This window comes from Telluria sp. ZB4P37, from assembly GCF_059685855.1.
The window spans coordinates 177,647-198,956 of sequence record NZ_JCASID010000003.1 but is presented as its reverse complement, the minus strand read 5'-3'; the positions used below and the strand labels follow the sequence as shown (position 1 = coordinate 198,956).

General features: G+C 61.9%; 16 protein-coding genes. 6 read left to right on the top strand and 10 right to left on the bottom strand.

Annotated features, from left to right (window positions below):
- Positions 1-128 precede the first annotated feature (128 nt).
- Positions 129-1,754, bottom strand: coding sequence for a GMC family oxidoreductase (locus AC56K1_RS08205; RefSeq protein WP_497157351.1), 1,626 nt, complete (start codon positions 1,752-1,754; stop codon positions 129-131).
- Between the two features lie 1,692 nt (positions 1,755-3,446).
- Between AC56K1_RS08205 and AC56K1_RS08200 the strand changes: the two genes are divergently transcribed.
- Together AC56K1_RS08200 and AC56K1_RS08195 are read left to right on the top strand one after the other, a co-directional pair.
- Positions 3,447-5,948: a CehA/McbA family metallohydrolase gene (locus AC56K1_RS08200; RefSeq protein WP_497157350.1), complete on the top strand. Its 2,502-nt coding sequence runs from the start codon at positions 3,447-3,449 to the stop codon at positions 5,946-5,948.
- 87 nt (positions 5,949-6,035) lie between these two features.
- Entirely contained in the window at positions 6,036-6,800 is a 765-nt protein-coding gene (locus AC56K1_RS08195; RefSeq protein WP_497157349.1) for a 5'-methylthioadenosine/adenosylhomocysteine nucleosidase, read from the top strand.
- Here the strand turns inward: AC56K1_RS08195 and ald are convergent.
- Positions 6,797-7,912 (bottom strand): alanine dehydrogenase, encoded by a 1,116-nt coding sequence (gene ald / locus AC56K1_RS08190; protein WP_497157348.1) that lies wholly within the window; start codon positions 7,910-7,912, stop codon positions 6,797-6,799. The two genes, AC56K1_RS08195 and ald, sit on opposite strands and share 4 nt — an antisense overlap.
- Positions 7,913-8,012: 100 nt before the next feature.
- Positions 8,013-11,657, bottom strand: a complete 3,645-nt coding sequence (gene putA, locus AC56K1_RS08185) for a trifunctional transcriptional regulator/proline dehydrogenase/L-glutamate gamma-semialdehyde dehydrogenase (protein ID WP_497157347.1) — start codon at positions 11,655-11,657, stop codon at positions 8,013-8,015.
- 222 nt (positions 11,658-11,879) lie between these two features.
- On the opposite strand from putA, the gene AC56K1_RS08180 reads away from it, so the two are divergent.
- Positions 11,880-12,341, top strand: a complete 462-nt coding sequence (locus AC56K1_RS08180; protein ID WP_497157346.1) for an Lrp/AsnC ligand binding domain-containing protein — start codon at positions 11,880-11,882, stop codon at positions 12,339-12,341.
- A 6-nt stretch (positions 12,342-12,347) separates the two neighbouring features.
- On the opposite strand, the gene AC56K1_RS08175 is transcribed toward AC56K1_RS08180, so the two are convergent.
- Complete coding sequence (locus AC56K1_RS08175) at positions 12,348-13,304, bottom strand: LysR family transcriptional regulator (protein WP_497157345.1); 957 nt, start codon at positions 13,302-13,304, stop codon at positions 12,348-12,350.
- A 118-nt stretch (positions 13,305-13,422) separates the two neighbouring features.
- On the opposite strand from AC56K1_RS08175, the gene AC56K1_RS08170 reads away from it, so the two are divergent.
- Positions 13,423-13,629: a hypothetical protein gene (locus AC56K1_RS08170; protein ID WP_497157344.1), complete on the top strand. Its 207-nt coding sequence runs from the start codon at positions 13,423-13,425 to the stop codon at positions 13,627-13,629.
- Positions 13,630-14,104: 475 nt separating this feature from the next.
- Here AC56K1_RS08170 and AC56K1_RS08165 read toward each other — a convergent pair whose 3' ends face one another.
- The 5 genes from AC56K1_RS08165 to AC56K1_RS08145 form a co-directional block, all read right to left on the bottom strand.
- Positions 14,105-14,656, bottom strand: a complete 552-nt coding sequence (locus tag AC56K1_RS08165; RefSeq protein ID WP_497157343.1) for a DUF1003 domain-containing protein — start codon at positions 14,654-14,656, stop codon at positions 14,105-14,107.
- A gap of 120 nt (positions 14,657-14,776) precedes the next feature.
- Complete coding sequence (locus AC56K1_RS08160; RefSeq protein ID WP_497131776.1) at positions 14,777-15,037, bottom strand: YfhL family 4Fe-4S dicluster ferredoxin; 261 nt, start codon at positions 15,035-15,037, stop codon at positions 14,777-14,779.
- Between the two features lie 13 nt (positions 15,038-15,050).
- Positions 15,051-15,551 (bottom strand): pantetheine-phosphate adenylyltransferase, encoded by a 501-nt coding sequence (gene coaD / locus AC56K1_RS08155; RefSeq protein ID WP_497157342.1) that lies wholly within the window; start codon positions 15,549-15,551, stop codon positions 15,051-15,053.
- Positions 15,552-15,671: 120 nt separating this feature from the next.
- A complete protein-coding gene (gene rsmD / locus AC56K1_RS08150) occupies positions 15,672-16,313 on the bottom strand; it encodes a 16S rRNA (guanine(966)-N(2))-methyltransferase RsmD (protein WP_497157341.1) in 642 nt (213 codons plus the stop codon).
- A gap of 76 nt (positions 16,314-16,389) precedes the next feature.
- Positions 16,390-17,229, bottom strand: a complete 840-nt coding sequence (locus tag AC56K1_RS08145) for a DUF6279 family lipoprotein (protein ID WP_497157340.1) — start codon at positions 17,227-17,229, stop codon at positions 16,390-16,392.
- Positions 17,230-17,308: 79 nt separating this feature from the next.
- On the opposite strand from AC56K1_RS08145, the gene glmU reads away from it, so the two are divergent.
- Entirely contained in the window at positions 17,309-18,685 is a 1,377-nt protein-coding gene (gene glmU / locus AC56K1_RS08140) for a bifunctional UDP-N-acetylglucosamine diphosphorylase/glucosamine-1-phosphate N-acetyltransferase GlmU (protein WP_497157339.1), read from the top strand.
- A 111-nt stretch (positions 18,686-18,796) separates the two neighbouring features.
- Here glmU and AC56K1_RS08135 read toward each other — a convergent pair whose 3' ends face one another.
- A complete protein-coding gene (locus tag AC56K1_RS08135; protein ID WP_497157338.1) occupies positions 18,797-19,267 on the bottom strand; it encodes an Lrp/AsnC family transcriptional regulator in 471 nt (156 codons plus the stop codon).
- A 162-nt stretch (positions 19,268-19,429) separates the two neighbouring features.
- On the opposite strand from AC56K1_RS08135, the gene glmS reads away from it, so the two are divergent.
- Complete coding sequence (glmS, locus tag AC56K1_RS08130) at positions 19,430-21,259, top strand: glutamine--fructose-6-phosphate transaminase (isomerizing) (RefSeq protein ID WP_497157337.1); 1,830 nt, start codon at positions 19,430-19,432, stop codon at positions 21,257-21,259.
- Positions 21,260-21,310 lie beyond the last annotated feature (51 nt).

Below are 21,310 nucleotides of genomic sequence, written 5' to 3'. Positions count from 1 at the left end.
TGTTAAATAATACATACAAGGCCGGATTGTCACAATACAGCCACGCTGCCGAGTTCAGTGCAAATCTGCCGTATCGGCGCAAGCCGGTTGTGCAAGTTTGCACAAGGGCGCCCGCCTGTTCAGCCTGCTCAGGTTTCCCGGGCCAGGATGTCTTGCGCCGCCTTTTCCGCGATCATGATCGTCGGTGAATTGGTGTTGCCCGAGGTGATGAACGGCATGATCGAGGCATCAACTACGCGCAGCTTGCCGACACCGCGCACGCGCAGGCGGCTGTCGACCACCGCCAGCGGATCATCAAGGCGCCCCATGCGGCAGGTACCGACCGGATGAAAAATCGTGGTGCCGACCAGCCCTGCCGCTTCGGCCAGCTCGTCCTCGGTCTGGTATTGGGGGCCCGGCATGAATTCCTGCGGCTGGTAGCCGGACAGTGCGGGTGCGGCCACGATGCGGCGCGTCAGCGCCAGCGCGGCAGCGGCGGTCTTGCGGTCAAGCTCGGTGCTCAGGTAGTTCGGCGTGATCTTCGGCGCGGCATAACTGTCGCTTGATGCGATGCGCACGTGGCCGCGCGAGCTCGGCTGCAGGTTGCAGACGCTGGCCGTGAAGGCCGGGAAGCGGTGCAGCGGATCGCCGAACTTGTCCAGCGACAGCGGCTGGACGTGGAATTGCAAATTGGGCGCCGGCAGGTCCGGTGAAGAGCGGGCGAAGGCGCCAAGCTGGGACGGCGCCATCGACATCGGTCCGCTCTGGAAGAAAGCGTATTCGAGCCCGATCAGGGTCTTGCCGAACCAGTTTGTGGCGCGCGTGTTCAGGGTGGTGACGCCCTGGACCTTGAAAATCATGCGCAGCTGCAGGTGGTCTTGCAGGTTGGCGCCGACGCCAGCCAAGTTCGCTACCGGCGCAATACCGTGGCGCTGGAGTTCGCCTGCGGCGCCGATGCCGGACAATTGCAGGATCTGGGGTGAGCCGATCGCGCCTGCGGCAAGCAGGGTTTCGCGCTGCGCGGTAGCGACCAAGGCTTGTGCGCCGCCGGTAAATTGTACGCCCGTGCAGACCGGGCCCTGGGGTGTCTCGGCGAACAGTAAACGTTCGACGTGGCAGCCGGTCATGATGGTCAGGTTCGGGCGCTGCGCCGCCGGCTTGAGGAAAGCCTTGGCCGTATTCAGGCGGATGCCGCGGCGCTGGTTGACTTCGAAATAGGCAGAACCTTCGCCCAACCCGGCATTCAGGTCGCCGATTTTCGGGATGCCGGCTTCGGATGCAGCATCGCGGAAGGCATCCAGGATCGTCCACGACAGCCGCTGCTTTTCCACTCGCCATTCGCCGCCGGCGCCATGCAGTTCGCTGGCCCCGGCATGGTGGTCTTCGCTACGCCGGAACAGCGGCAAGACCTGATCCCAGCGCCAGGAATCGTCGCCCGTTTCTTCGGCCCAGCGATCGTAATCGAGTGGTTGCCCCCGCATGTAGATCATGCCGTTGATCGACGAGCTACCGCCCAGCACTTTCCCCCGCGGATAGATGAGCGAGCGGCCGTTCAATCCCGCCTCGGCCTCGGTGCGGAACAGCCAGTCGGTGCGCGGATTGCCGATGCAATGCAGGTAGCCGACCGGGATGTGGATCCACAGGTAATCGTCCCTGCCGCCCGCCTCTAACAGCAGGATATTCAGGTCCTTGTTGCGGCTCAGGCGGTTGGCCAGCACGCAGCCCGATGTGCCGGCTCCGACGATGATGTAGTCGTACTCGCCCGCCGATTCCACGGGCTAGTGTCCTCGCAAGCCGGCCGTGAGGCGGGCACGGGTTTCGTTGGCGAATAAACGTGCATTGCCTTCCCAAGGCCTACCTGGCCAAACCAGTCCACACAGCGCATCGAGCTCCACGACCCCTCCGTTTGCGATTCGTTGAGGCAAGCTTACCAGAACGTAAACGGATGTCCATAGCCCACCTGTGGATAAAGTTCTTGATATCCACAGGTACGGTTTGTGCAGAACCGAGGCGTTTCGGCGCTTCCAAATTGTTGTCCAATGTTTCGACCAGCAGGACATGCAAGCCGTGCACCGGCTTATACCTTCTGTAAGCGCTTGATTCTTCGGTTGTTAACTGACTTCTCCACAGAACAGGGCTGCCGTTAACTACTACTATTATTTTGTATATCTACTTAACTTGTAAACCTTTGAAAACTTCCTGAAATTTTTTTTCATGCTTGCGTCGTGTCGATCCGACAAGCTGAAGGCAGCAAACGACGACGCGTCGACTCGTCACATCGCCTTCCCGCCAAACCCCTGCACGCTTTTTTAAAAAACGGCCTGCTCGCACCTGTGGAAAACAGTTGGGATATCCACAGGATCGAATGTGTAGAACAGCCCGGTAAACGACAAGCCCCGAATTCTGTCCACCTTCCCTACAGTTTACAAACACCGCTTGTACAGCAAGTTAAAACTGTCTTAAGTCCTTGATGCTGTGGACAAAACCAGGCTTATCCACAAATAATTGGGCGTTTACTATTACTACTATTTTGTATACAACCTAGTTAACTAAAACAATAAACGGAACAAGTTGCTGGAATTCGTCGCCCTACGGCTGGCAAACCCAAAGCACTTGAGCACTACAGACACGCCAGTTCGCCAACCAGGACTAGGATTGCATCGCCAACAACGGCGACTTGTTGATCACGAGCTTCGGTAGATCTCAACAACCCGCCGACTTTGTCCGTATAAAAAGCCTCCCACAATCCGAACCGCCCAACCTAGACGCTTCGCCAGGTTGCCAAGGCAGCGAGATCGTTGTCGCGCTGAACATCAACCCGTCTGCAAAACCGCTTTTCGGCTGAATTTGAACGGTGCATCTGTGGACAAGCCCATGTATATCCACAGGAGCAGATGTGCAGAACAGGACAATTTCCGATCGAATCAAAATCTGTCCACCATCCGTTCAATCTGCACACACCCTTTGTCCCGCCCGAAAATGAAGGCGCAAGTGTTTGATCTTGTGGAGTAAACGCGACTTATCAACAGAAGAGCCCACGTTTACTAACTACTACTAGTTTTATATATACATCTTAGTTAACTAAAACCCTGAAGTGCCGGCTTTGGAAAACCCCGGGGACGGCTTTGCCCTCCCTCCACCGGTAAGACAGGCAAAACGGGAAGGCATTTGCATGGGAAAAGACGATCCATGAGCGCGATCAAAAGGTGGATATCCCTGGAACAAGCTGTCCGACCGCAGCTGCGCATGGCCTTCTGGCCGGCTGATCGCGATGACCAATGCCGGAAATGGACGCACTGTGTGAACAAGCTGGACCTTATGCACAGCAGCCCCCGGGATCCGAGTTTTCTGGCGTATTGACAACAGTTGTTTAGTTCCCCTCAGAAAGTTCTTGTTTGTCATCAATGTGTCATGCATTGTTGTCAGAGTTTGTACTTTTCATAAAAAAGAGAAAAGAGGGGACTCACATGCACCACGTTCGCACCTTGAAGTTGCTTCCACTGGTCCTGGCGCTTGGCTTTAGCCAGGCGGGTTTTGCTTCCGAAGCGGATCACCGGGAGTTCGAAGCCACCTTGCATGCCCCGTACAATGCGACGGCATCTGCCCAGGAAGGGCGCTCATTTGCACTCAATTTCAGCTATCCCTTCGTCGAGCAAGCCCACGACATCGCCTGGCGGCTGGAACTGGTCGATCCCGCAGGGCGCGTCATCGAGCGCTGGCAAGGAGGCGAACTGCTGTCGAACAAGCCGGTCGACGTCAAGGTGAAGTGGGCGGGACGCAGCAGCGACCCTGCCCTGCGTGACGGCATCTACCTGGTGCGGATGACCGCCGTAGCGAGGGAAAAAGACGCACGCGGCAACCGCAAGCTTGCCGGCGACGAGATCGACGCTTTACTGGAGGGCGAACAGGGCCACCGCATCGAGCAGAGCTGGGACATCGCCGTCGGTGACCCAGGCGCCGCGCCGATGCCGGCCTTCCAGCCGCTGCCAACCAGTGCAAGCCAGGAAACCACGCCTGCCGCAAAAGCGGGCACGAGACTATCGATTCCGGGTACCGTGTCCCCCGCATCGGTACCGGCCACTGCTTCGCTGCCCTACACCGTCTACTACGCCAACCTGCACAGCCAGACCAATCACAGCGACGGCGGTGGCGCGCTGGCTTCCTGCACCAGCTCGGAAAGCCCGCAGGCCGGCGCCTTCGGACCGACCGACGCCTTCACTTACGCCAAGAACAAGGGCCTGGACATCCTGATGGCGTCGGAGCACAACCACATGTACGACGGTTCGAGTTCGACCAACACCTCGGCCAGCCCGACGACCGCCAAGGCGCTGTATGCGGCCGGCCTGAAAGCAGCCTCGGACTTCAACCTGGCCAACCCGAACTTCCTCGCCGTATATGGCCTGGAATGGGGCGTGATCAGCAATGGCGGCCACCTCAACATCCTGAACAGCACCGAGCTGCTGCAATGGGAATACAACGCCAGCAGCCAGCTACTGGGCGACGCGTTTACCGCCAAGACCGACTACCCGGCGCTGTACACCCTGATGAAGAACCGCGGCTACGTCGGCCAGTTCAACCATCCCGAGACCAGCGGCCAGTTCCTCGCCAACGGCGTCGCGCTGGGCTATACGGCGGATGGCGACGAAGCCATGGTGCTGTGCGAAGTGATGAACACCTCGGCCTTCTCGACCAACACCACGGAGTCCGAAACCAGCCGCAGCACCTACGAAAGCGCCTGCAAAAAAGCGCTGGAGGCGGGCTTCCACGTCGCGTTTTCCACCAACCAGGACAACCACTGCGCCAACTGGGGCGCGTCCTACACCAACCGCACCGGCGTGTTGATCCCCACCGGCACGGCCTTGAGCAACACCAGCTTCGTCGACGCGCTGCGCGCACGGCGCGTGTTCGCGACCATGGACAAGACTTCGCAGCTGGTGCTTACCGCAAATGGGCGCGTGATGGGCGAGCGCATCACCAACAGCGGCCCCTTGAACCTGGTTGCGAACTTCGCCAACACCTCCGGCAAGACCGTATCGACGGTGGCGATCTTCGAGGGTGTCCCCAAGCGCAACGGCACGGTGACCCAGTTGTCCACCACGGCGAGCACCACCATCACACCAAGCCTGGGCGAGCATTTCTACTATGCGAAGATCACGCAAAGCGACGGCAAGATCCTGTGGTCGGCGCCGATCTGGGTGACGCAGACGGCAGCTTCGAGCGACACGATCGCGCCGACAGTGAGCGCCAGCGAGTCCGGCACGAGCGGCACGATCACGCTCTCGGCCAGCGCCAGCGACAACGTCGGCGTGAGCAAGGTGGAGTTCTATGTGGATAACCTGCTGAAGGGGACGGACACCACCTCGCCCTACTCGATGACGCTCGACTCGACCCTCCTCGCCAACGGCGCCCACACGCTGGTCGCCAAGGGGTATGATGCGGCCGGCAATGTCGGCAGCTCGAACGCTGCGGCATTCAGCATCACCAACGGCGGCGGGACCGGTGGCACCCAGCTGCTGGCCAATCCCGGCTTCGAATCGGGCGCGGTGTCATGGAGTGGTGGCAGCGGCATCATCAACAATGTGGCGGCCACGGCGCCGCGTACCGGAAGCTGGGAAGCGAAATTTGCCGGCACCGGCGCGACCCGCACCGACAACCTTTACCAGCAAATCGCCATTCCCTCGAGCGCGGCCAGCGTGACGCTGTCGTTCTGGCTGGAGGTCGGGTCGGCGGAAACGACGACGACCTCCGCCTTCGACACGCTCAAGCTCCAGGTGCGCAACAGCGGCGGCGCCATCCTGGCCACGCCGGCCACCTATTCGAACCTGAACAAGGGCACCGGCTATGTGCAGAAGACCATCGACCTGACGGCATACAAGGGGCAAACGGTGCAGGTCTTCTTCGCCGCGGCCGAGGATTCGTCGCTGCAGACTACTTTCCTGGTGGACGACGTGGCCCTGACGGTGCAATAAACGCGTGTTGGCGCGGCAGCCCGGGGGTTTTCGCCCCGGCTGCCCGCGCCGGTTATCATCGTGATCCGGCAATCACGGTCGAAAAATATGCGGTTAGGGATCATCAGCGCACTGGCGGAAGAACAGCAGGGGCTCGTGGAGGCCATGAGAGGCCCCGCCACGCTCATCCACGGAAAACGTGAGTACCGCCTCGGACAGCTGTGGGATATCGACGCTGTGTGCGTCCTGTCGCGAATTGGGAAGGTTGCGGCGGCCATGACTGCCACCACGCTTGTGGAAAAGTTCGGAGTTACCCACATCCTGTTCACCGGCGTGGCCGGCGCCGGGGATAAAACCGTGCAGGTGGGCGATATCGTGGTGGCCGAAGCCCTGGTCCAGCACGACATGGATGCCAGCCCGCTGTTCCCGCGTTTCGAGGTGCCGCTGACCGGCATCAGCCACTTCCAGCCCGACCCGCACTTGTCGATGCACCTGTCGCGCGCCGCCCATGATTTCCTGGAGCAGGATTTCATGGACGCGGTCAGCGAGGCCGAACGCCGGGCATTTCGCCTGCAGCAGCCACGCGTGCACCGCGGCCTGGTGGCCAGCGGCGACCAGTTCATGACCGACCGCGCCCACCTGGCTGGCCTCAATGCGGCCTTGAGCGGGCTGGTGGCGGTGGAAATGGAAGGCGCCGCGGTGGCGCAGGTGTGCCACGAGCTGGGCGTGCCCTGCGCGGTGATCCGCACGATTTCCGACAACGCAAATGAAAACGCGGCCATCGATTTCATGCGCTTCGTGAAATCGGTGGCCGCGCAGTATGCTTTCCACATCACCCGGCGCGTGTGCCGGGACCTGAGGGCTTCGTTCTAGGCCAGCAGCGATTCCGCCGGCACGAAGTCGTAGCCCAGGTCGCGGGCGACGGCCTGGTAAGTGACCTTGCCCTGGCAGACGTTCAGGCCATTGCGCAGGTGGACGTCATCCGACAATGCCTGGCGCCAGCCCTTGGTGGCCAGCGCCACGGCGTGGCCGATGGTGGCGTTGTTCAGCGCGAAGGTGGAGGTGCGCGCCACCGCGCCCGGCATGTTCGCCACGCAGTAGTGGATCACGCCGTCGACCACGAAAGTCGGGTCGGCGTGGGTGGTCGCATGCGAGGTTTCGAAGCAGCCGCCCTGGTCGATCGCCACGTCCACCACCACCGCGCCCTTCTTCATGCGCGCAATCATGTCGCGGGTGACCAGCTTGGGCGCCGCGGCGCCCGGCACCAGCACGCCGCCGATCACCAGGTCGGCGGACAGCACCGCTTCCTCGATCGCATGCGCGTTGGAGTAGACGGTGGCGATGCGGTTGCCGTAGACGAGATCGAGCTGGCGCAGGCGGTCGACGTTTTTATCGAGCACCGTCACGCGTGCACCGGTGCCGACCGCCATCTGCAGCGCATTGGTGCCGACCACGCCGGCGCCGATGATGACCACGTGGCCAGGCGCCACGCCCGGCACGCCGCCAAGCAGCAAGCCCATGCCGCCCTTGGATTTCTCGAGGTGGGCGGCGCCAGCCTGGATCGACATGCGCCCGGCCACTTCGCTCATCGGCGCCAGCAGCGGCAGCCCGCCGCCGGCGCCGGTGATGGTTTCATACGCGATGCAGACCGCGCCGGATTTCACCAGCGCCGCGGTCTGCTCGGGATCGGGAGCCAGGTGCAGGTAGGTGTAGAGGATCTGGCCTTCGCGCAGCATCGCGCACTCGCCCGGCTGCGGTTCCTTGACCTTGACCACCATGTCGGCGCGCGCGAAGATTTCCTTTGCGGTAGCCACCATGGTGGCGCCGGCCGCCACGTACTGCTCGTCCGACAGCCCGATCTGCTCGCCGGCGCCCTGCTGCACGATCACGTCGACTCCGCGCAAGGTCAGCTCGCGCACCGACGGGGGCGTGAGCCCGACACGGTACTCGTGGTTCTTGATCTCTTTTGGTACGCCTACTAGCATGTCTGCCTCCATTTATATAAGAATTGTCTCCAGCTACGGCTACTGCAAAGATTACACCTCAATCCGTCGGGTAGGCGGCGAAGCCACCCACCCGACATAATCACACCCCCAGCGTCATCAGGCTTGCGTTGCCCCCAGCCGCCGTCGTGTTGACACACACCGCGCGCTCGGCCACCAGACGCCACAGGGCGATAGGTAGAGCAGCATCGGTATCGACGATGCCGACGATCGCGCCGGTGCGCGCCGCCAGTTTCGACCGCAGGGGACCTGCCAATCCTGCTTCCACCAGCGCGACCTGGAACTCGCCCGCATCGATTTCGTCCATGCCGACGAAGCGCACGCGCTCCTTCACCAGCGCCGGCAGGTTGGCCGGGATCAGTTCGGGCGCTGCCAGCACCAGCGCGCGGTTGCCGGTGGCCAGGGCTGCCGCCACCTGGTTGAGCAGGCCGGCGGCGCTTGCCGGCGCACACAGCACGGTGCCGCGCGACGTAAACGCCAGCGTATTGCGCTCACCGGTCGGACCCGGCAACACCATCTCGACGCCGGTGAGCGCGGTGCGGCCATAGTTCTCCGCCAGCGTGGCGACATCCTGGTGCGCGTTGGCGCGCATCCAGCCCAGCAGCGATACCAGGCCCGCGTCGACGCCCCGGCTGTGCTGCATCAGCGGGGCGGCATTGCGCTGCAGGCGCTTCAGGTAAAGCGGGCCGCCGGCCTTCGGGCCGGTGCCGGACTTGCCTTCGCCGCCAAACGGCTGCACGCCCACCACCGCGCCGACGATGTTGCGGTTGACGTAGATGTTGCCCACGTGCGCCTGCTTAACGATGAAGTCGATGGTCTCGTCGATGCGCGAGTGCACGCCCAGGGTCAGGCCGTAGCCGGTGGCGTTGATGGTGTCGATCACCTTCCCCAGGTCCGCACGGCGGTAACGCACGATGTGCAGCACCGGGCCGAAGACTTCATGCTTGAGCTCCGCCAGCGAGCCGATTTCCAGCACGGTCGGCGGCACGAAGGTGCCGCTGTTCGCGACGCTGGCAGGCAGTTCCAGCGCGAAGTGGCTGCGCGCGGTGGCGCGCATGCGCTCGATGTGGGCCAGCAGGTTGCGCTGCGCCTCGGCATCGATCACCGGGCCGATGTCGGTCGCCAGGCGGTCCGGGCTGCCCACGCGCAGTTCCTGCATCGCGCCCTTGAGCATCTTGATGGTCTTGTCGGCGATGTCTTCCTGCAGGAAGAGCACGCGCAGCGCCGAGCAGCGCTGGCCGGCCGAATCGAAGGCCGAGGACAGCACGTCCGACACCACCTGCTCGGGCAGCGCCGACGAATCGACGATCAGCGCATTCTGGCCGCCGGTTTCGGCCACCAGCGGAATGTCGATGCCTTCTTTCTCGGCACGCGCGGCCAGGGTGCGGTTGATCAGCTGCGCCACTTCGGTCGAGCCGGTGAAGATCACACCTTTTACGCGCGCATCCGCGGTCAGGGCTGCGCCGACCACTTCGCCACGGCCCGGCAGCAGCTGGATCGCCGCGCGTGGGAAGCCAGCTTCATGGAACAGCTCCACCGCGCGGTGCGCGATCAGGGGAGTTTGTTCGGCCGGCTTGGCCAGCACCACGTTGCCGGCTGCCAGCGCCGCTGCCACCTGGCCGGTGAAGATCGCCAGCGGGAAGTTCCATGGGCTGATGCAACTCACCGGGCCGAGGGCGCCATCGGCTTTCGACGCGCGGATCTGCACGGCGTAATAGCGCAGGAAGTCGACCGCTTCGCGCAGTTCGGCAATCGCATTCGGCAGCGACTTGCCGGCTTCGCGCACGGCCAGTGCCATCAATTCGAGGCCGTTCTGTTCGAACAAATCGGCGGTGCGCTCGAGCATGGCCGCGCGGCTATCGACGCTCGTGCTTTCCCATTCGCCGGCAAAGGCGCTGGCTGCGGCCAGCGCGGTCTCGACGTCGGTGCGCGAGGCTTCGACCACCTGGCCGACGATATCGCTTGATTGTGCCGGGTTGACGATGTTCGCGTGTTCGCCCGCTTCCACCGGACCGGCGATCAGCGGGGCGGCGATGTGCTGGCGCTGCTGGGCCAGGCCGTCGGCCACTAAGCGCAGCGTGTTTTCGTTGACCAGGTCCAGGCCCGCGGAATTCGCGCGCTCGGCGCCGAACATCTGCAGCGGCAGGGCGATCGCAGGATGCGACTTGCCCCCGGTAGCACGCGCCTGCTCGAACGGATCGGCCAGAAGCGAATCGATGGCGACGCTTTCATCCACGATCTGGTTCACGAACGAGGAGTTGGCGCCGTTTTCCAGCAGGCGGCGCACCAGGTAGGCCAGCAGGGTTTCGTGCGAACCGACCGGCGCATAGATGCGGCAGGCCTTGTCCAGCTTGTCCTTGCCCACCACCTGGTCGTACAGGGTTTCGCCCATGCCGTGCAGGCACTGGAACTCGTAGTTGGTGACACCGTCGGCCTTGGCCCAGGTGTAGATCACCGCCAGCGAATGCGCGTTGTGGGTGGCGAACTGCGGATAGAGGATGTCGGCGGCCGCGAGCAGCTTGCGTGCGCAGGTCAGGTAAGACACGTCGGTGTACACCTTGCGGGTATAGACCGGATAGTCCGGCATCCCTTCGACTTGCGCGCGCTTGATCTCGGCGTCCCAGTAGGCGCCCTTTACCAGGCGCACCATGAATTTCTGGCCACTCCTCTTGGCCAGGTCGACCAGGTAATCGATCACGAAGGGGCAGCGCTTCTGGTAAGCCTGCACCACCAGGCCGATGCCCTCGAAACCTGCGAGCTCCGGATCGAAAGCCAGCACTTCCAGCATGTCGAGCGAGATCTCGAGGCGGTCGGCTTCTTCCGCATCGATATTGATGCCGATGTTGTAGCTCTTCGCCAGCAGCACCAGGCTGCGCACGCGCGGCAACAGTTCGCCCATCATGCGCGCATGCTGCGAGCGGCTGTAGCGCGGGTGCAGGGCAGAAAGCTTGATCGAGATGCCCGGGCCGTCCTTGATGCCGCGGCCGTTCGAGGCGCGGCCGATCGCGTGGATCGCCGTTTCGTACGAGGCGTAGTAGTTCTTGGCGTCGTTTTCGGTGAGCGCCGCTTCGCCCAGCATGTCGTAGGAATAGCGGTAGCCGCGGGTTTCGTTCTCGCGGCTGTTCTTCAGTGCCTCATTGATGGTCTGGCCGGTGACGAACTGGTTGCCCAGCATGCGCATGGCCATGTCCACGCCCTTGCGGATCAGCGGTTCGCCGCCCTTGGCGATCAGGCGCGTCAGCGCCGAACCCAAACTCTTTTCGCTGTTGGTCGAGACCAGCTTGCCGGTGATGAGCAGGCCCCAGGTGGCCGCGTTGACGAACAGCGAAGGCGATTCCCCCAGGTGCTTGCGCCAGTCGCCGCGGCTGATCTTGTCGGCGATCAGGCGGTCGGCTGTTTCGCTGTCAGGAATGCGCAGCAGCGCTTCGGCCAGGCACATCAGCGCCACGCCTTCTTCCGACGACAGCGAGAACTCGTGCATCAGCGCGTCCACGCCCGAGGAACGGGTGCGCTTTTCACGCACGCTCGACACCAGGCGGTGCGCCAGCATGTGGGCGTCGCCGTTGGCGCTGGCACCCTGCGCCAGCAGCCACTGCACGGCTTCGGACTCCTCGCGGCGGTAGGCGGCGGTGATGGCGGCGCGCAAGGGAGTCTGGTCGTGCTTGAGCTCGCGCTGGAGGGCATCGAAAGGAACGAAAGTGGTGGCAGGGAAGGCGGCAGTCTGCATGGCGAATTCTTCTAAAAGGGAAACGGGTGTGGTCAACCGCCCAGCAAAAAACGCCGCGCTGCGCAACAGGCAGCCGGCGCGTTCCGGGAGTCGATCAATAATTCAGTGGAATGATTCGATTGTAGAAGGAAATCTTCTGGATTAATTCTGTTTTTACGACAGACTAGCAATAGATAGTTTTTGATGAGACAATCTGACCAAATAATATTTAGATGGCAGGAGATGACCGTGCTCGACAAGATCAGCAAGAAAATTCTGGCGGAGCTGCAAAACGACGGCCGCATCAGCAACGTCGAGCTGGCCGCCCGTGTGAATCTCTCTCCTGCCGCTTGCCTGGAGCGCGTGCGCAAATTGCACGAGTCCGGCTACATCATGGGCTATACGGCCCAGCTCAACCCGCAGCTGCTGGACGTCTCGCTGCTGGTCTTCATCGAAGTGGTACTCGATCGTACCACTCCCGAAGTATTCGACGCATTCAAACAAAGCGTGCAAATGATCCCGGAAGTGCTGGAATGCCACATGGTGGCAGGCGGCTTCGACTACCTGGTGAAAGCGCGTGTCAAAGACATGGCGGCCTACCGCGAATTCCTGGGCAAGACCCTGCTGCAAAAAGGCGTGCGCGAGACGCACACCTATGCAGTGATGGAAGAGGTCAAGAACACCACGAAATTACCGATCCGGTAGATCTGATCAACCGGCTTTCCGCGTGCCGGTCTTGGGCGCCGCGGTCTCGGCCAGGCTTTCCAGGTTGGTGCGCAGCCAGCGGTGCGCATGGCTGCGGCCGTCGCGCTCGTGCCAGAGCATGTCGAGGTGCACGGCCGGCAGCTGGAAAGGCAGCTCGCGCCAGATCAGGGCGTCGGTCGAGCCGGTCGAGGCGATCAGGTGCTTCGGCAGCACCGTGATCAGATCCGAATTGGCCACCACACGTCCTGCCGTGAAGAACTGGTTCACCGTCAGCAAGATGCGGCGCTCGCGGCCAATCTGGGCCAGCGCTTCATCCACCAGCCCGTGCGCGCGGCCCGAGAAGCTCACCAATAAGTGATTGGCCTTGCAATAGGTATCGAGGTCGAGCTTTTCCTTCGCCAGCGGATGGTCCTTGCGCATCACGCACACATACACCCCCGAATACAGGCGCTCGTGGCGGATCGGCGAACCGGTCTCGTACGACAATTGCGCCGCCACGCCCGGGAAGAAACCGACCGCCAGGTCGATGTCGCCGCGCAGCAGCATCGGCCGCGGCTCGCGCGTGGTGAGCGGCACCATGCGAATGTTCACGCCCGGCGCTTCACGTTCGATCGAGCGCATCAGCGAAGGCAGCCACAGGGCGGCGGTAGCGTCGGCCATCGCCATCCGGAAGGTCGCCTGCGCCTTCGAGACGTCGAAGGTTTCCGGCATCACGGCCGCTTCCAGCGCCGCCAGGGCCTGGCGCACGGCCGGCCACAGGGCTTCGGCACGCGGAGTCGGCTTGACGCCGTAGGCGGTACGGATCAGGAGCTCGTCCCCGAGGCTTTCGCGCAGGCGCTTGATCGCATTCGAGACGGCGGGCTGTGTCATGGCCAGGTGGCCGGCCGCGCGGGTGAGGTTTTGCTCGGTCATCACTGCGTCGAAGACGCGCAGCAGGTTCAGGTCAAGCGTGAGAAAGCTCATGGACGAATAAAGGCAGTACGGAGGATGTGGGAAGTGTACCGCAACTATTCACGGAATGCATAAGCGTCATCAGTGAACGGAATTAGATTTATATGTTGCGTCGCACTATATTGTCGGCATGTCTTCCATGCTTACCCTGATCCAGACCGCCGGCAGCGCCTTGAGCGCCCTGCCTGTGGGCCAATTCGTGCGTAGCGCCATCGTGCTTGCGCTAGTTGGCGGGGCGGCCATGGTGTTCCGCCCTCTGCTCGTCGGCATCGGCCGCGCCGCCATGCTGGCCGTGCGCCCCCGCCCGCAGAAGCTGCATTTGGCCAAGCGCCACTGATTCTTCCCTTTCCGTTTGACGCGGCCTCCGACCTGGGCGCCGCGTTTTTTTACGTCCGTTGTTCCTGTTTCTCCCTCGGTATCGACCATCCGTCGATAGATCGAAGATGACTCTTCGTCACCAGGGTTTTCTCGGCGGTTTGATTTAACAAAGTTTACAAAGAGTTAAAAAGCGCGAATATCGGCCTTTCCAGTAAATCTCTATTTAACGAGGTGTTAAATGTCATTGTGGTAGAGATAGATCAACAATATCAGCAATAGAAACAAGAAGCGCACGCAAAGCGCGCTTGCCTCCAGCGGCCTCAATATTCAGTAAATATGGATAAATGAATGCAGATTAGTCGCTAATGGACGAGTAATGGCTTCGATTACACGCAGTTCACGTTAAATCATCCATCATGGATGAGTATTGGTAATCTCAGGGGTGAAAGCCGGCCTGGATGCGAAGCACGGCTGTCCAGGGAGCTGCGCAGTCGTTATTTGCGTTTGCAGTTGAGCTTGGCGTCCGACTCTTCGATGATCGACAACACGGCTTCGGTATCTGTCGGCCTTGACAGCTCTTCCGCCTCGCGGTCGACCTTGTTGCGGACATTGGGCAGATCGCGGCGCAGTTCTTCCAGCATCGCGATGATCTTGCTGCTCTTTTCTTCCGCCAGAAGATTGACCTGCAAATCGAGGTGGGCGTGCTGGTTGGCCAGGTCCGACATGCGGTTCTGGCGAATCAGCACGGCGGTGGAGATGACGAAGGCGTTCAGGGCGATGAAGCCCTGCAGCCAGAAGAAGGGCGGCTCGTCCCACTGGTCGAAGCCCAGTTTGGGCGCAAGCAGGTTCCACCCCATCCACAGGACTGCGCCCACCAGGTTGGCGCCGACATAGGCTGGGGTGCCGAGGATCAGGCTGATCTGTTCGAACAGGCGCTGTCCCGCCGTGGCTTTCTGTTCATGCCGGGCATAAAAATCCGACACCGTGCCGACATGCTCGTGCAGGACGGAGGGAACGGTTTCCTTGGGCTCGTTGGGCGTGTCCATGAAAATCAGGATAGCACGCAGAAGAACCGGCTTATGCGCGTGTCCGCACACATGGGCGGCGCATCCGGGTCAGGCCAGGGACGGGGAAAAAGAAAGCCGGCTGAGTAGCCGGCTTGGGATCTAAGCGTTTGCCTTGTCGGCGGTGAGGCGTTCGTATTTCGCCTGCAGCTCTTCGCGCGTTTCGCGCCAGGCCGGGTCGAGCGGGATGCAGGCGACCGGGCACAGTACCTGGCAGGTCGGCTCGTCGAAGTGGCCGACGCATTCGGTGCATTTATGCGGATCGATCTGGTAGAACTCGGCGCCCATTGAAATGGCGTCGTTTGGGCATTCGGGTTCGCAGACGTCGCAGTTGATGCAATCGTCGGTAATGAGTAGTGCCATGTCTAAAGCTCGCTCAGGCTGCGGGCGCCGCTTTCATGGCTGCGATTTTCTTTTGCAGCCAGCGGTCCACCGACGGGAAGACAAATTTGGAGACGTCGCCGCCCAGCATGGCGATCTCGCGCACGATGGTGCCGGAGATGAACTGGTATTGGTCGGACGGGGTCAGGAACAGCGTCTCGACATCGGGCAGCAAATAACGGTTCATGCCCGCCATCTGGAATTCGTATTCGAAGTCGGACACTGCGCGCAGGCCGCGCACGATCACGCGTGCATCGTGCTTGCGCACGAAATCCTTGAGCAGGCCGGAGAAACTCTCTACCTGCACGTTCGGATAATGGCCCAGCACTTCATTGGCGATTTCCAGGCGATCGTCGAGCGAGAAAAAGGGCTTCTTGTTCTTGCTGTCGGCCACGCCAACTACCAGGCGGTCGAACAAACCCGAGGCACGGCGAACGAGGTCCTCGTGGCCACGCGTGAGCGGATCGAAAGTACCTGGATAAACGGCTACAACCATTGCGGCTCCCCTGGAGAATCACCTAATCAGAACGCGCATTATGCCTGAAAATCCGGCAGCCGCCCCAGCCTGGGGCGGCGTTTGCCCAATCCTTGTGCAGATTGATCGCCGGCCTGGCGCTCAGGCCACTTCTTCGTGCAGTTTCAGGAGGTAGTAATAGACCATGCCGGCTTTATCGGCGCGGATGGCATCCCATCCGAGCAGCCAGTCGGGAATGTCATCGCCTTCCTGCGGCAGCGGCTCGCCGGTTTCCGCATACACCAGGCCGCCTTCGTTCAGGATGGCTGGACACAGCGGCAGGACCTGGCTGAGCAGGCCGAGCTGGTAAGGCGGATCGAGGAAGATCACGTCGAAGCGCTGGCCGCGGGCGGCCAGGTCCTTGACCAGCGCCAGCGCATCGGTGCGCAGCACCCGGACGTTAGTCGCTTTCAGTTTTTCCCGGTTCTCGTCGAGCTGGCGTGCTGCCGGGCCATGGTTGTCCACCATCGTCACCGAGGCCGCGCCGCGGCTGGCCGCTTCGAAACCGAGGACGCCCGAGCCGGCGAACAGATCGAGGAAGGCGGCATTGCCCCAGTCGCCGCCGAGCTGGTGGTTGATCCAGTTGAAAACCGTCTCGCGGACGCGGTCGGGCGTGGGGCGCAGGCCTTCGGCATCGAGGACCGGGAGCAGGACGCGTTTCCAGGCGCCGCCGATGATGCGGACCTGGCGCGGCGCCAGGCGCGGGGCGCCGTGGGCCTTGGGTTTGGCTGACTTCTTTTGCATGGGCGGCACTATAGCATGGGCAATCGCACCGATATGGCCGCGCCCTGCCTGCCCGTAGAGCCTCCTGTAGTCGGTTCTACTTACCGGTTGCCAGGCCCTGGAAATCCGTGATCCAGCCCTGCATGCGCTCCTGCGCGTGCTTCTTTTGCGCCGGGGTGGCGATGCGGATCGCGGTCAGGATGTATTTCGTGGTCTGGTCGAGGCTGGCGTCATAAAAGGCCTTGCGTTCCGCCGACTCCATGCGGGTGAAGAACTCGCGCTGCATGGCCTGGATCTGCGCCGTGGCCTGTTCGCGGTTCATCTTTTCTTGCTGGATCTTGCGCAGTGTGCCAAGGATGCGGCGCTGGCGCCAGACCCGCTCTTCCAGCCAGGCTTCGTTGTCCAGCGGGCGCGCATCAGAGGCGCGGCGCAGGGTCGCTTCCTGTTCGCTGCTGAAATTGCCGAACCACAGGTCGAATTGTTCCATCGACTTCTTGAACCGGGCTTTTTGGCGTTTTTCGACATTGCCCTGGATGAATTTCTTGCGGTATTCCTCGTTCTTCGAATTGAATTTGCGCTCGATGTTGGCAATCTGGTCCGGTTCGATCGACAGTGCGAGGGTGGTGATTTCCGGCACGGCGCGCGCGGCCAGGCGCTCGCCGCGGATGCGGATGTCGCGGTAGGCAGTGAGCAGGTCGGCCTGGGTCGGGTTGCCGGCCAGCTGGCGCTGGAAGCCGCCGAGCAGGGCCGCGTAGTCGCGCAACTGGGTCTGGCGGTGCCATTTGAACAGGTTGTCGATGTCGCGTTTCGCGATGTCGGCTTGCTGGCCTTCCAGGTCGGCATAGGAATCCATCCACCAATACAGTAAGGTATCGCCCTGGTTGTAGGTGAATTTGACCGAGCTGCAGCCTGCCGCAAGGGCGAGCATGGCAACCATGAAGAGCGCAATCGTGCGCCGGAGCAAATTGTCTGGCGTGTTAAACTTTTTCATATTATCAACTTTTTGAGAACGGCTTATGAACGTTGTGATCCTCGCCGCCGGCATGGGAAAGCGCATGCAATCTGCGTTGCCGAAAGTCCTGCATCCACTGGCGGGGAAGCCGCTGTTGCAGCATGTCATCGATACGGCGCGAACCTTATCCTTGAGCAAATTATGCGTGATTTACGGTCACGGGGGCGCAGCGGTGCCGGAGATGCTCGCCGAACTGTCCGCGGCAACCGGTACCGCGATCGATACAGCCCTGCAGCAGCCGCAGCTCGGCACCGGCCATGCGGTCATGCAGGCGGTGCCGCAGCTGGATGAAAGCGTGCCGACCCTGGTGCTGTACGGTGACGTGCCGCTGACCACCGCGGCATCGCTCGCCGGGTTGGTCGAGGCCGCCGGCAGCGACAAGCTGGCCATCCTGACCGTCGAGCAGGCCAACCCGTTCGGGCTGGGCCGCATCGTGCGCGAGAACGGCAGCATCGTGCGCATTGTCGAAGAAAAAGACGCCAGCGAGGCCGAGCGTGCCATTCGCGAAATCAACAGCGGCATCATGGTCGTCCCGACGCCGCGCCTGAAGAAATGGTTATCGGCGCTGTCGAACAACAATGCGCAGGGCGAGTATTACCTGACTGATATCGTGGCCCAGGCAGTGAGCGATGGCGTGCCGGTGGTATCGGCCCACCCTTCGGCCGAATGGGAAGTGGCGGGCGTTAACAGCAAGGTGCAATTGGCCGAGCTCGAGCGCCGTCATCAGCTGAACATTGCCAACGTGCTGCTGGAAAAGGGGATCACCCTGATGGATCCGGCCCGCATCGACGTGCGCGGCGAACTGATTTGCGGCCGCGATGTCACCATCGACGTCGGCTGCGTGTTCGAAGGCCGGGTCGAGTTGGCCGACGGCGTCACCGTCGGCCCGCACTGCGTGCTGGTCAATGCGAAGATCGGTGCAGGGGCCACCATCAAGCCCTTCTGCCATATCGAAGATGCTGTCGTCGGCGACAAGTCGCAGATCGGCCCCTATGCGCGCCTGCGCCCGGGCACCGAGCTGGGCGAAGACGTTCATGTGGGTAACTTTGTCGAGATCAAGAACAGCACGGTGGCCGCGCACAGCAAGGCCAACCACCTGGCCTATGTCGGCGACGCTACGGTCGGTTCGCGCGTGAACATTGGCGCCGGCACCATTACCTGCAACTACGACGGCGCCAACAAATTCCGCACCGTGATCGAAGACGACGCCTTCATCGGCAGCGACAGCCAGCTGGTGGCGCCGGTCACCGTCGGCAAGGGCGCGACCCTGGGGGCGGGCACCACCCTCACCAAGGATGCACCGGCAGGCAAGCTGACCATCTCGCGTCCGAAGCAGATGACCATCGACGGATGGACCCGTCCGGTGAAGACCAAGAAGTAATCCACCGGCCATTCACAGCCAACGCACAGGATAAGCACAGGGTCATACCGTGCTTATCCCATGACTCTTCCCCTACTAGTCCACAGGTTTATCCACCGCGCCTGTTGCAGCTCAGACGGCGACGCGCGTGTCGAACTTGCTGCGGTGGGTAGAAAAATAGGCTTTGACGTTGCGCACGTTGGCGTGGGCGGTGAACAGGCGGTGCGCCAGCTCGTGGTAGGCCGGCATGTCCGCCACCTGCACCACCAGCACGAAATCCGGGCCCGGCGTGACGCGGTAGCACTGCAGGGCAGCCGGCTCGAGCGCCACCAGGCGTTCGAACTCATCCATGCGCTCGGCAGCCTGCACGTCCAGCGTGATCTCGACGATGGCCGTCAGGCGGGCGCCGAGCTTGTCCGGGGACACGATCGCTACTTGCCGTTCGATAACACCATTCTCGGTAAGCTGTTTTACGCGGCGCAAACAAGTGGGCGGAGACACGTGCACCAGTTCTGCCAACTCGGCATTCGTATGCGAGGCATCAGCCTGCAATGCATTGAGGATGCGACGATCAAGCTCGTCGAGAAGTAATTGATCTGCCATGATATGAAATAAATAACAAATAAGTGCGCGCTAAATGAAATAATATTTCATCACTGGTTGCACATGAAATAATCTGTCAAATATAACCGAAATCTGAAAGCTTATTTCATCGTAGTTACTCTACGATAGGATTAATTGCTAATTTTTAAACGAGGTCAATCTATGTGCGGTATCGTCGGTGCAGTCGCCAAGCGCAACATCACTCCAGTCCTGATCGAGGGCCTGAAGCGCCTCGAATACCGTGGCTATGACTCCTGCGGCGTTGCCGTGCACCTGAACGGCAAGCTGACCCGTTCGCGCAGCACCTCGCGCGTGGCCGAGCTCGAGTCGCAGGTGCGTGAAGCGCACCTCGAAGGCTTTACCGGCATTGCCCACACCCGCTGGGCCACCCACGGCGCACCGGCTTCGCACAATGCCCACCCGCACTTCTCGCCAACCGAAGACAATGCCCGCATCGCCCTCGTCCACAACGGCATCATCGAAAACCACGACGAGCTGCGCGCCGAACTGAGCGCCCTCGGCTACGTCTTCACCAGCCAGACCGATACCGAAGTCATCGCTCACCTGGTCGACCACATGTACACGGGCGACCTGTTCGAGACCGTCCAGCAGGCGGTGAAACGCCTGCACGGCGCCTACGCCATCGCCGTGTTCTCGCGCGAAGAACCGCACCGCGTGGTTGCTGCCCGCCAGGGCTCGCCGCTGATCCTTGGCGTGGGCGAAGGCGAAAACTTCGTCGCCTCCGACGCCATGGCGCTGGCCGGCACCACCAACCAGATCATCTACCTGGAAGAAGGCGACGTGGTCGACCTGCAACTGGCGCGTTACTGGATCGTCGACGTCGACGGCCGCCCGGCCGAGCGCGAAGTGAAAACCGTGCACGCCCACACCGGCGCAGCCGAACTGGGCCCGTACCGCCACTACATGCAGAAGGAAATCTTCGAGCAGCCACGCGTGATCGGCGACACCCTGGAAGGCGTCACCGGCATCATGCCGGAACTGTTCGGCGACGGCGCCTATGGCGTGTTCAAGGAAATCGACCGCGTCCTGATTCTGGCTTGCGGCACCAGCTATTACGCCGGCCTGACCGCGAAATACTGGATCGAGTCCATCGCCAAGGTCCCGGTCAACGTCGAGATCGCCAGCGAATACCGCTACCGCGACAGCGTGCCGCACCCGCACACGCTGGTCGTGACGATTTCGCAGAGTGGCGAAACCGCCGACACCTTGGCCGCGCTCAAGCATGCACGCAGCATGGGCATGCCGCATACCCTCACCATCTGCAACGTCTCGACCAGCGCCATGGTGCGCGAGTGCAAGCTGAACTACATCACCCGCGCCGGTGTCGAAGTCGGCGTGGCCTCGACCAAGGCCTTTACCACCCAGCTGGCGGCCCTGTTCCTGCTGACCCTGACGCTGGCACAAGTCAATGGCCGCCTGACCGAAGAAGCCGAAGCCCAGCACCTGAAGATGATGCGCCACCTGCCGGTCGCGATCTCCGCCGTGCTGGCGCTCGAGCCGCAGATCATCGCCTGGGCCGAAGAATTCGCGCGCAAGGAAAACGCCCTGTTCCTGGGCCGTGGCATGCACTACCCGATCGCGTTAGAGGGGGCGCTGAAGCTCAAGGAAATTTCCTACATCCACGCCGAGGCTTATCCGGCCGGTGAACTCAAGCACGGCCCGTTGGCGCTGGTGACCGAAGAGATGCCGGTGGTCACGATCGCCCCGAACGATGCGCTGCTGGAAAAACTGAAATCGAACATGCAGGAAGTGCGCGCGCGCGGCGGCCAGCTGTATGTGTTCGCCGACGTCGATTCGCGCATCACCTCCGGGGACGGCGTGCACGTGATCCGCCTGCCGGAACACTATGGCGACCTGTCGCCGATCCTGCACGTGGCTGCGCTGCAGCTGCTGGCTTATCACACCGCGCTGGCGCGTGGTACCGATGTGGACAAGCCGCGCAACCTGGCGAAGTCGGTGACTGTCGAATAAGCAAGCTATCTGCGCATGAAAGCTGCTGCGCGATGACGAATATTCTTTAGG

Coding starts and splice junctions, on each gene's coding strand:
- AC56K1_RS08200 (WP_497157350.1), top strand. CDS start 3,447: ATGCACCACGTTCGCACCTTGAAGTTGCTTCCACTGGTCCTGGCGCTT.
- AC56K1_RS08195 (WP_497157349.1), top strand. CDS start 6,036: ATGCGGTTAGGGATCATCAGCGCACTGGCGGAAGAACAGCAGGGGCTC.
- ald (WP_497157348.1), bottom strand. CDS start 7,912: ATGCTAGTAGGCGTACCAAAAGAGATCAAGAACCACGAGTACCGTGTC.
- putA (WP_497157347.1), bottom strand. CDS start 11,657: ATGCAGACTGCCGCCTTCCCTGCCACCACTTTCGTTCCTTTCGATGCC.
- AC56K1_RS08180 (WP_497157346.1), top strand. CDS start 11,880: ATGACCGTGCTCGACAAGATCAGCAAGAAAATTCTGGCGGAGCTGCAA.
- AC56K1_RS08175 (WP_497157345.1), bottom strand. CDS start 13,304: ATGAGCTTTCTCACGCTTGACCTGAACCTGCTGCGCGTCTTCGACGCA.
- AC56K1_RS08170 (WP_497157344.1), top strand. CDS start 13,423: ATGTCTTCCATGCTTACCCTGATCCAGACCGCCGGCAGCGCCTTGAGC.
- AC56K1_RS08165 (WP_497157343.1), bottom strand. CDS start 14,656: ATGGACACGCCCAACGAGCCCAAGGAAACCGTTCCCTCCGTCCTGCAC.
- AC56K1_RS08160 (WP_497131776.1), bottom strand. CDS start 15,037: ATGGCACTACTCATTACCGACGATTGCATCAACTGCGACGTCTGCGAA.
- coaD (WP_497157342.1), bottom strand. CDS start 15,551: ATGGTTGTAGCCGTTTATCCAGGTACTTTCGATCCGCTCACGCGTGGC.
- rsmD (WP_497157341.1), bottom strand. CDS start 16,313: ATGCAAAAGAAGTCAGCCAAACCCAAGGCCCACGGCGCCCCGCGCCTG.
- AC56K1_RS08145 (WP_497157340.1), bottom strand. CDS start 17,229: ATGGTTGCCATGCTCGCCCTTGCGGCAGGCTGCAGCTCGGTCAAATTC.
- glmU (WP_497157339.1), top strand. CDS start 17,309: ATGAACGTTGTGATCCTCGCCGCCGGCATGGGAAAGCGCATGCAATCT.
- AC56K1_RS08135 (WP_497157338.1), bottom strand. CDS start 19,267: ATGGCAGATCAATTACTTCTCGACGAGCTTGATCGTCGCATCCTCAAT.
- glmS (WP_497157337.1), top strand. CDS start 19,430: ATGTGCGGTATCGTCGGTGCAGTCGCCAAGCGCAACATCACTCCAGTC.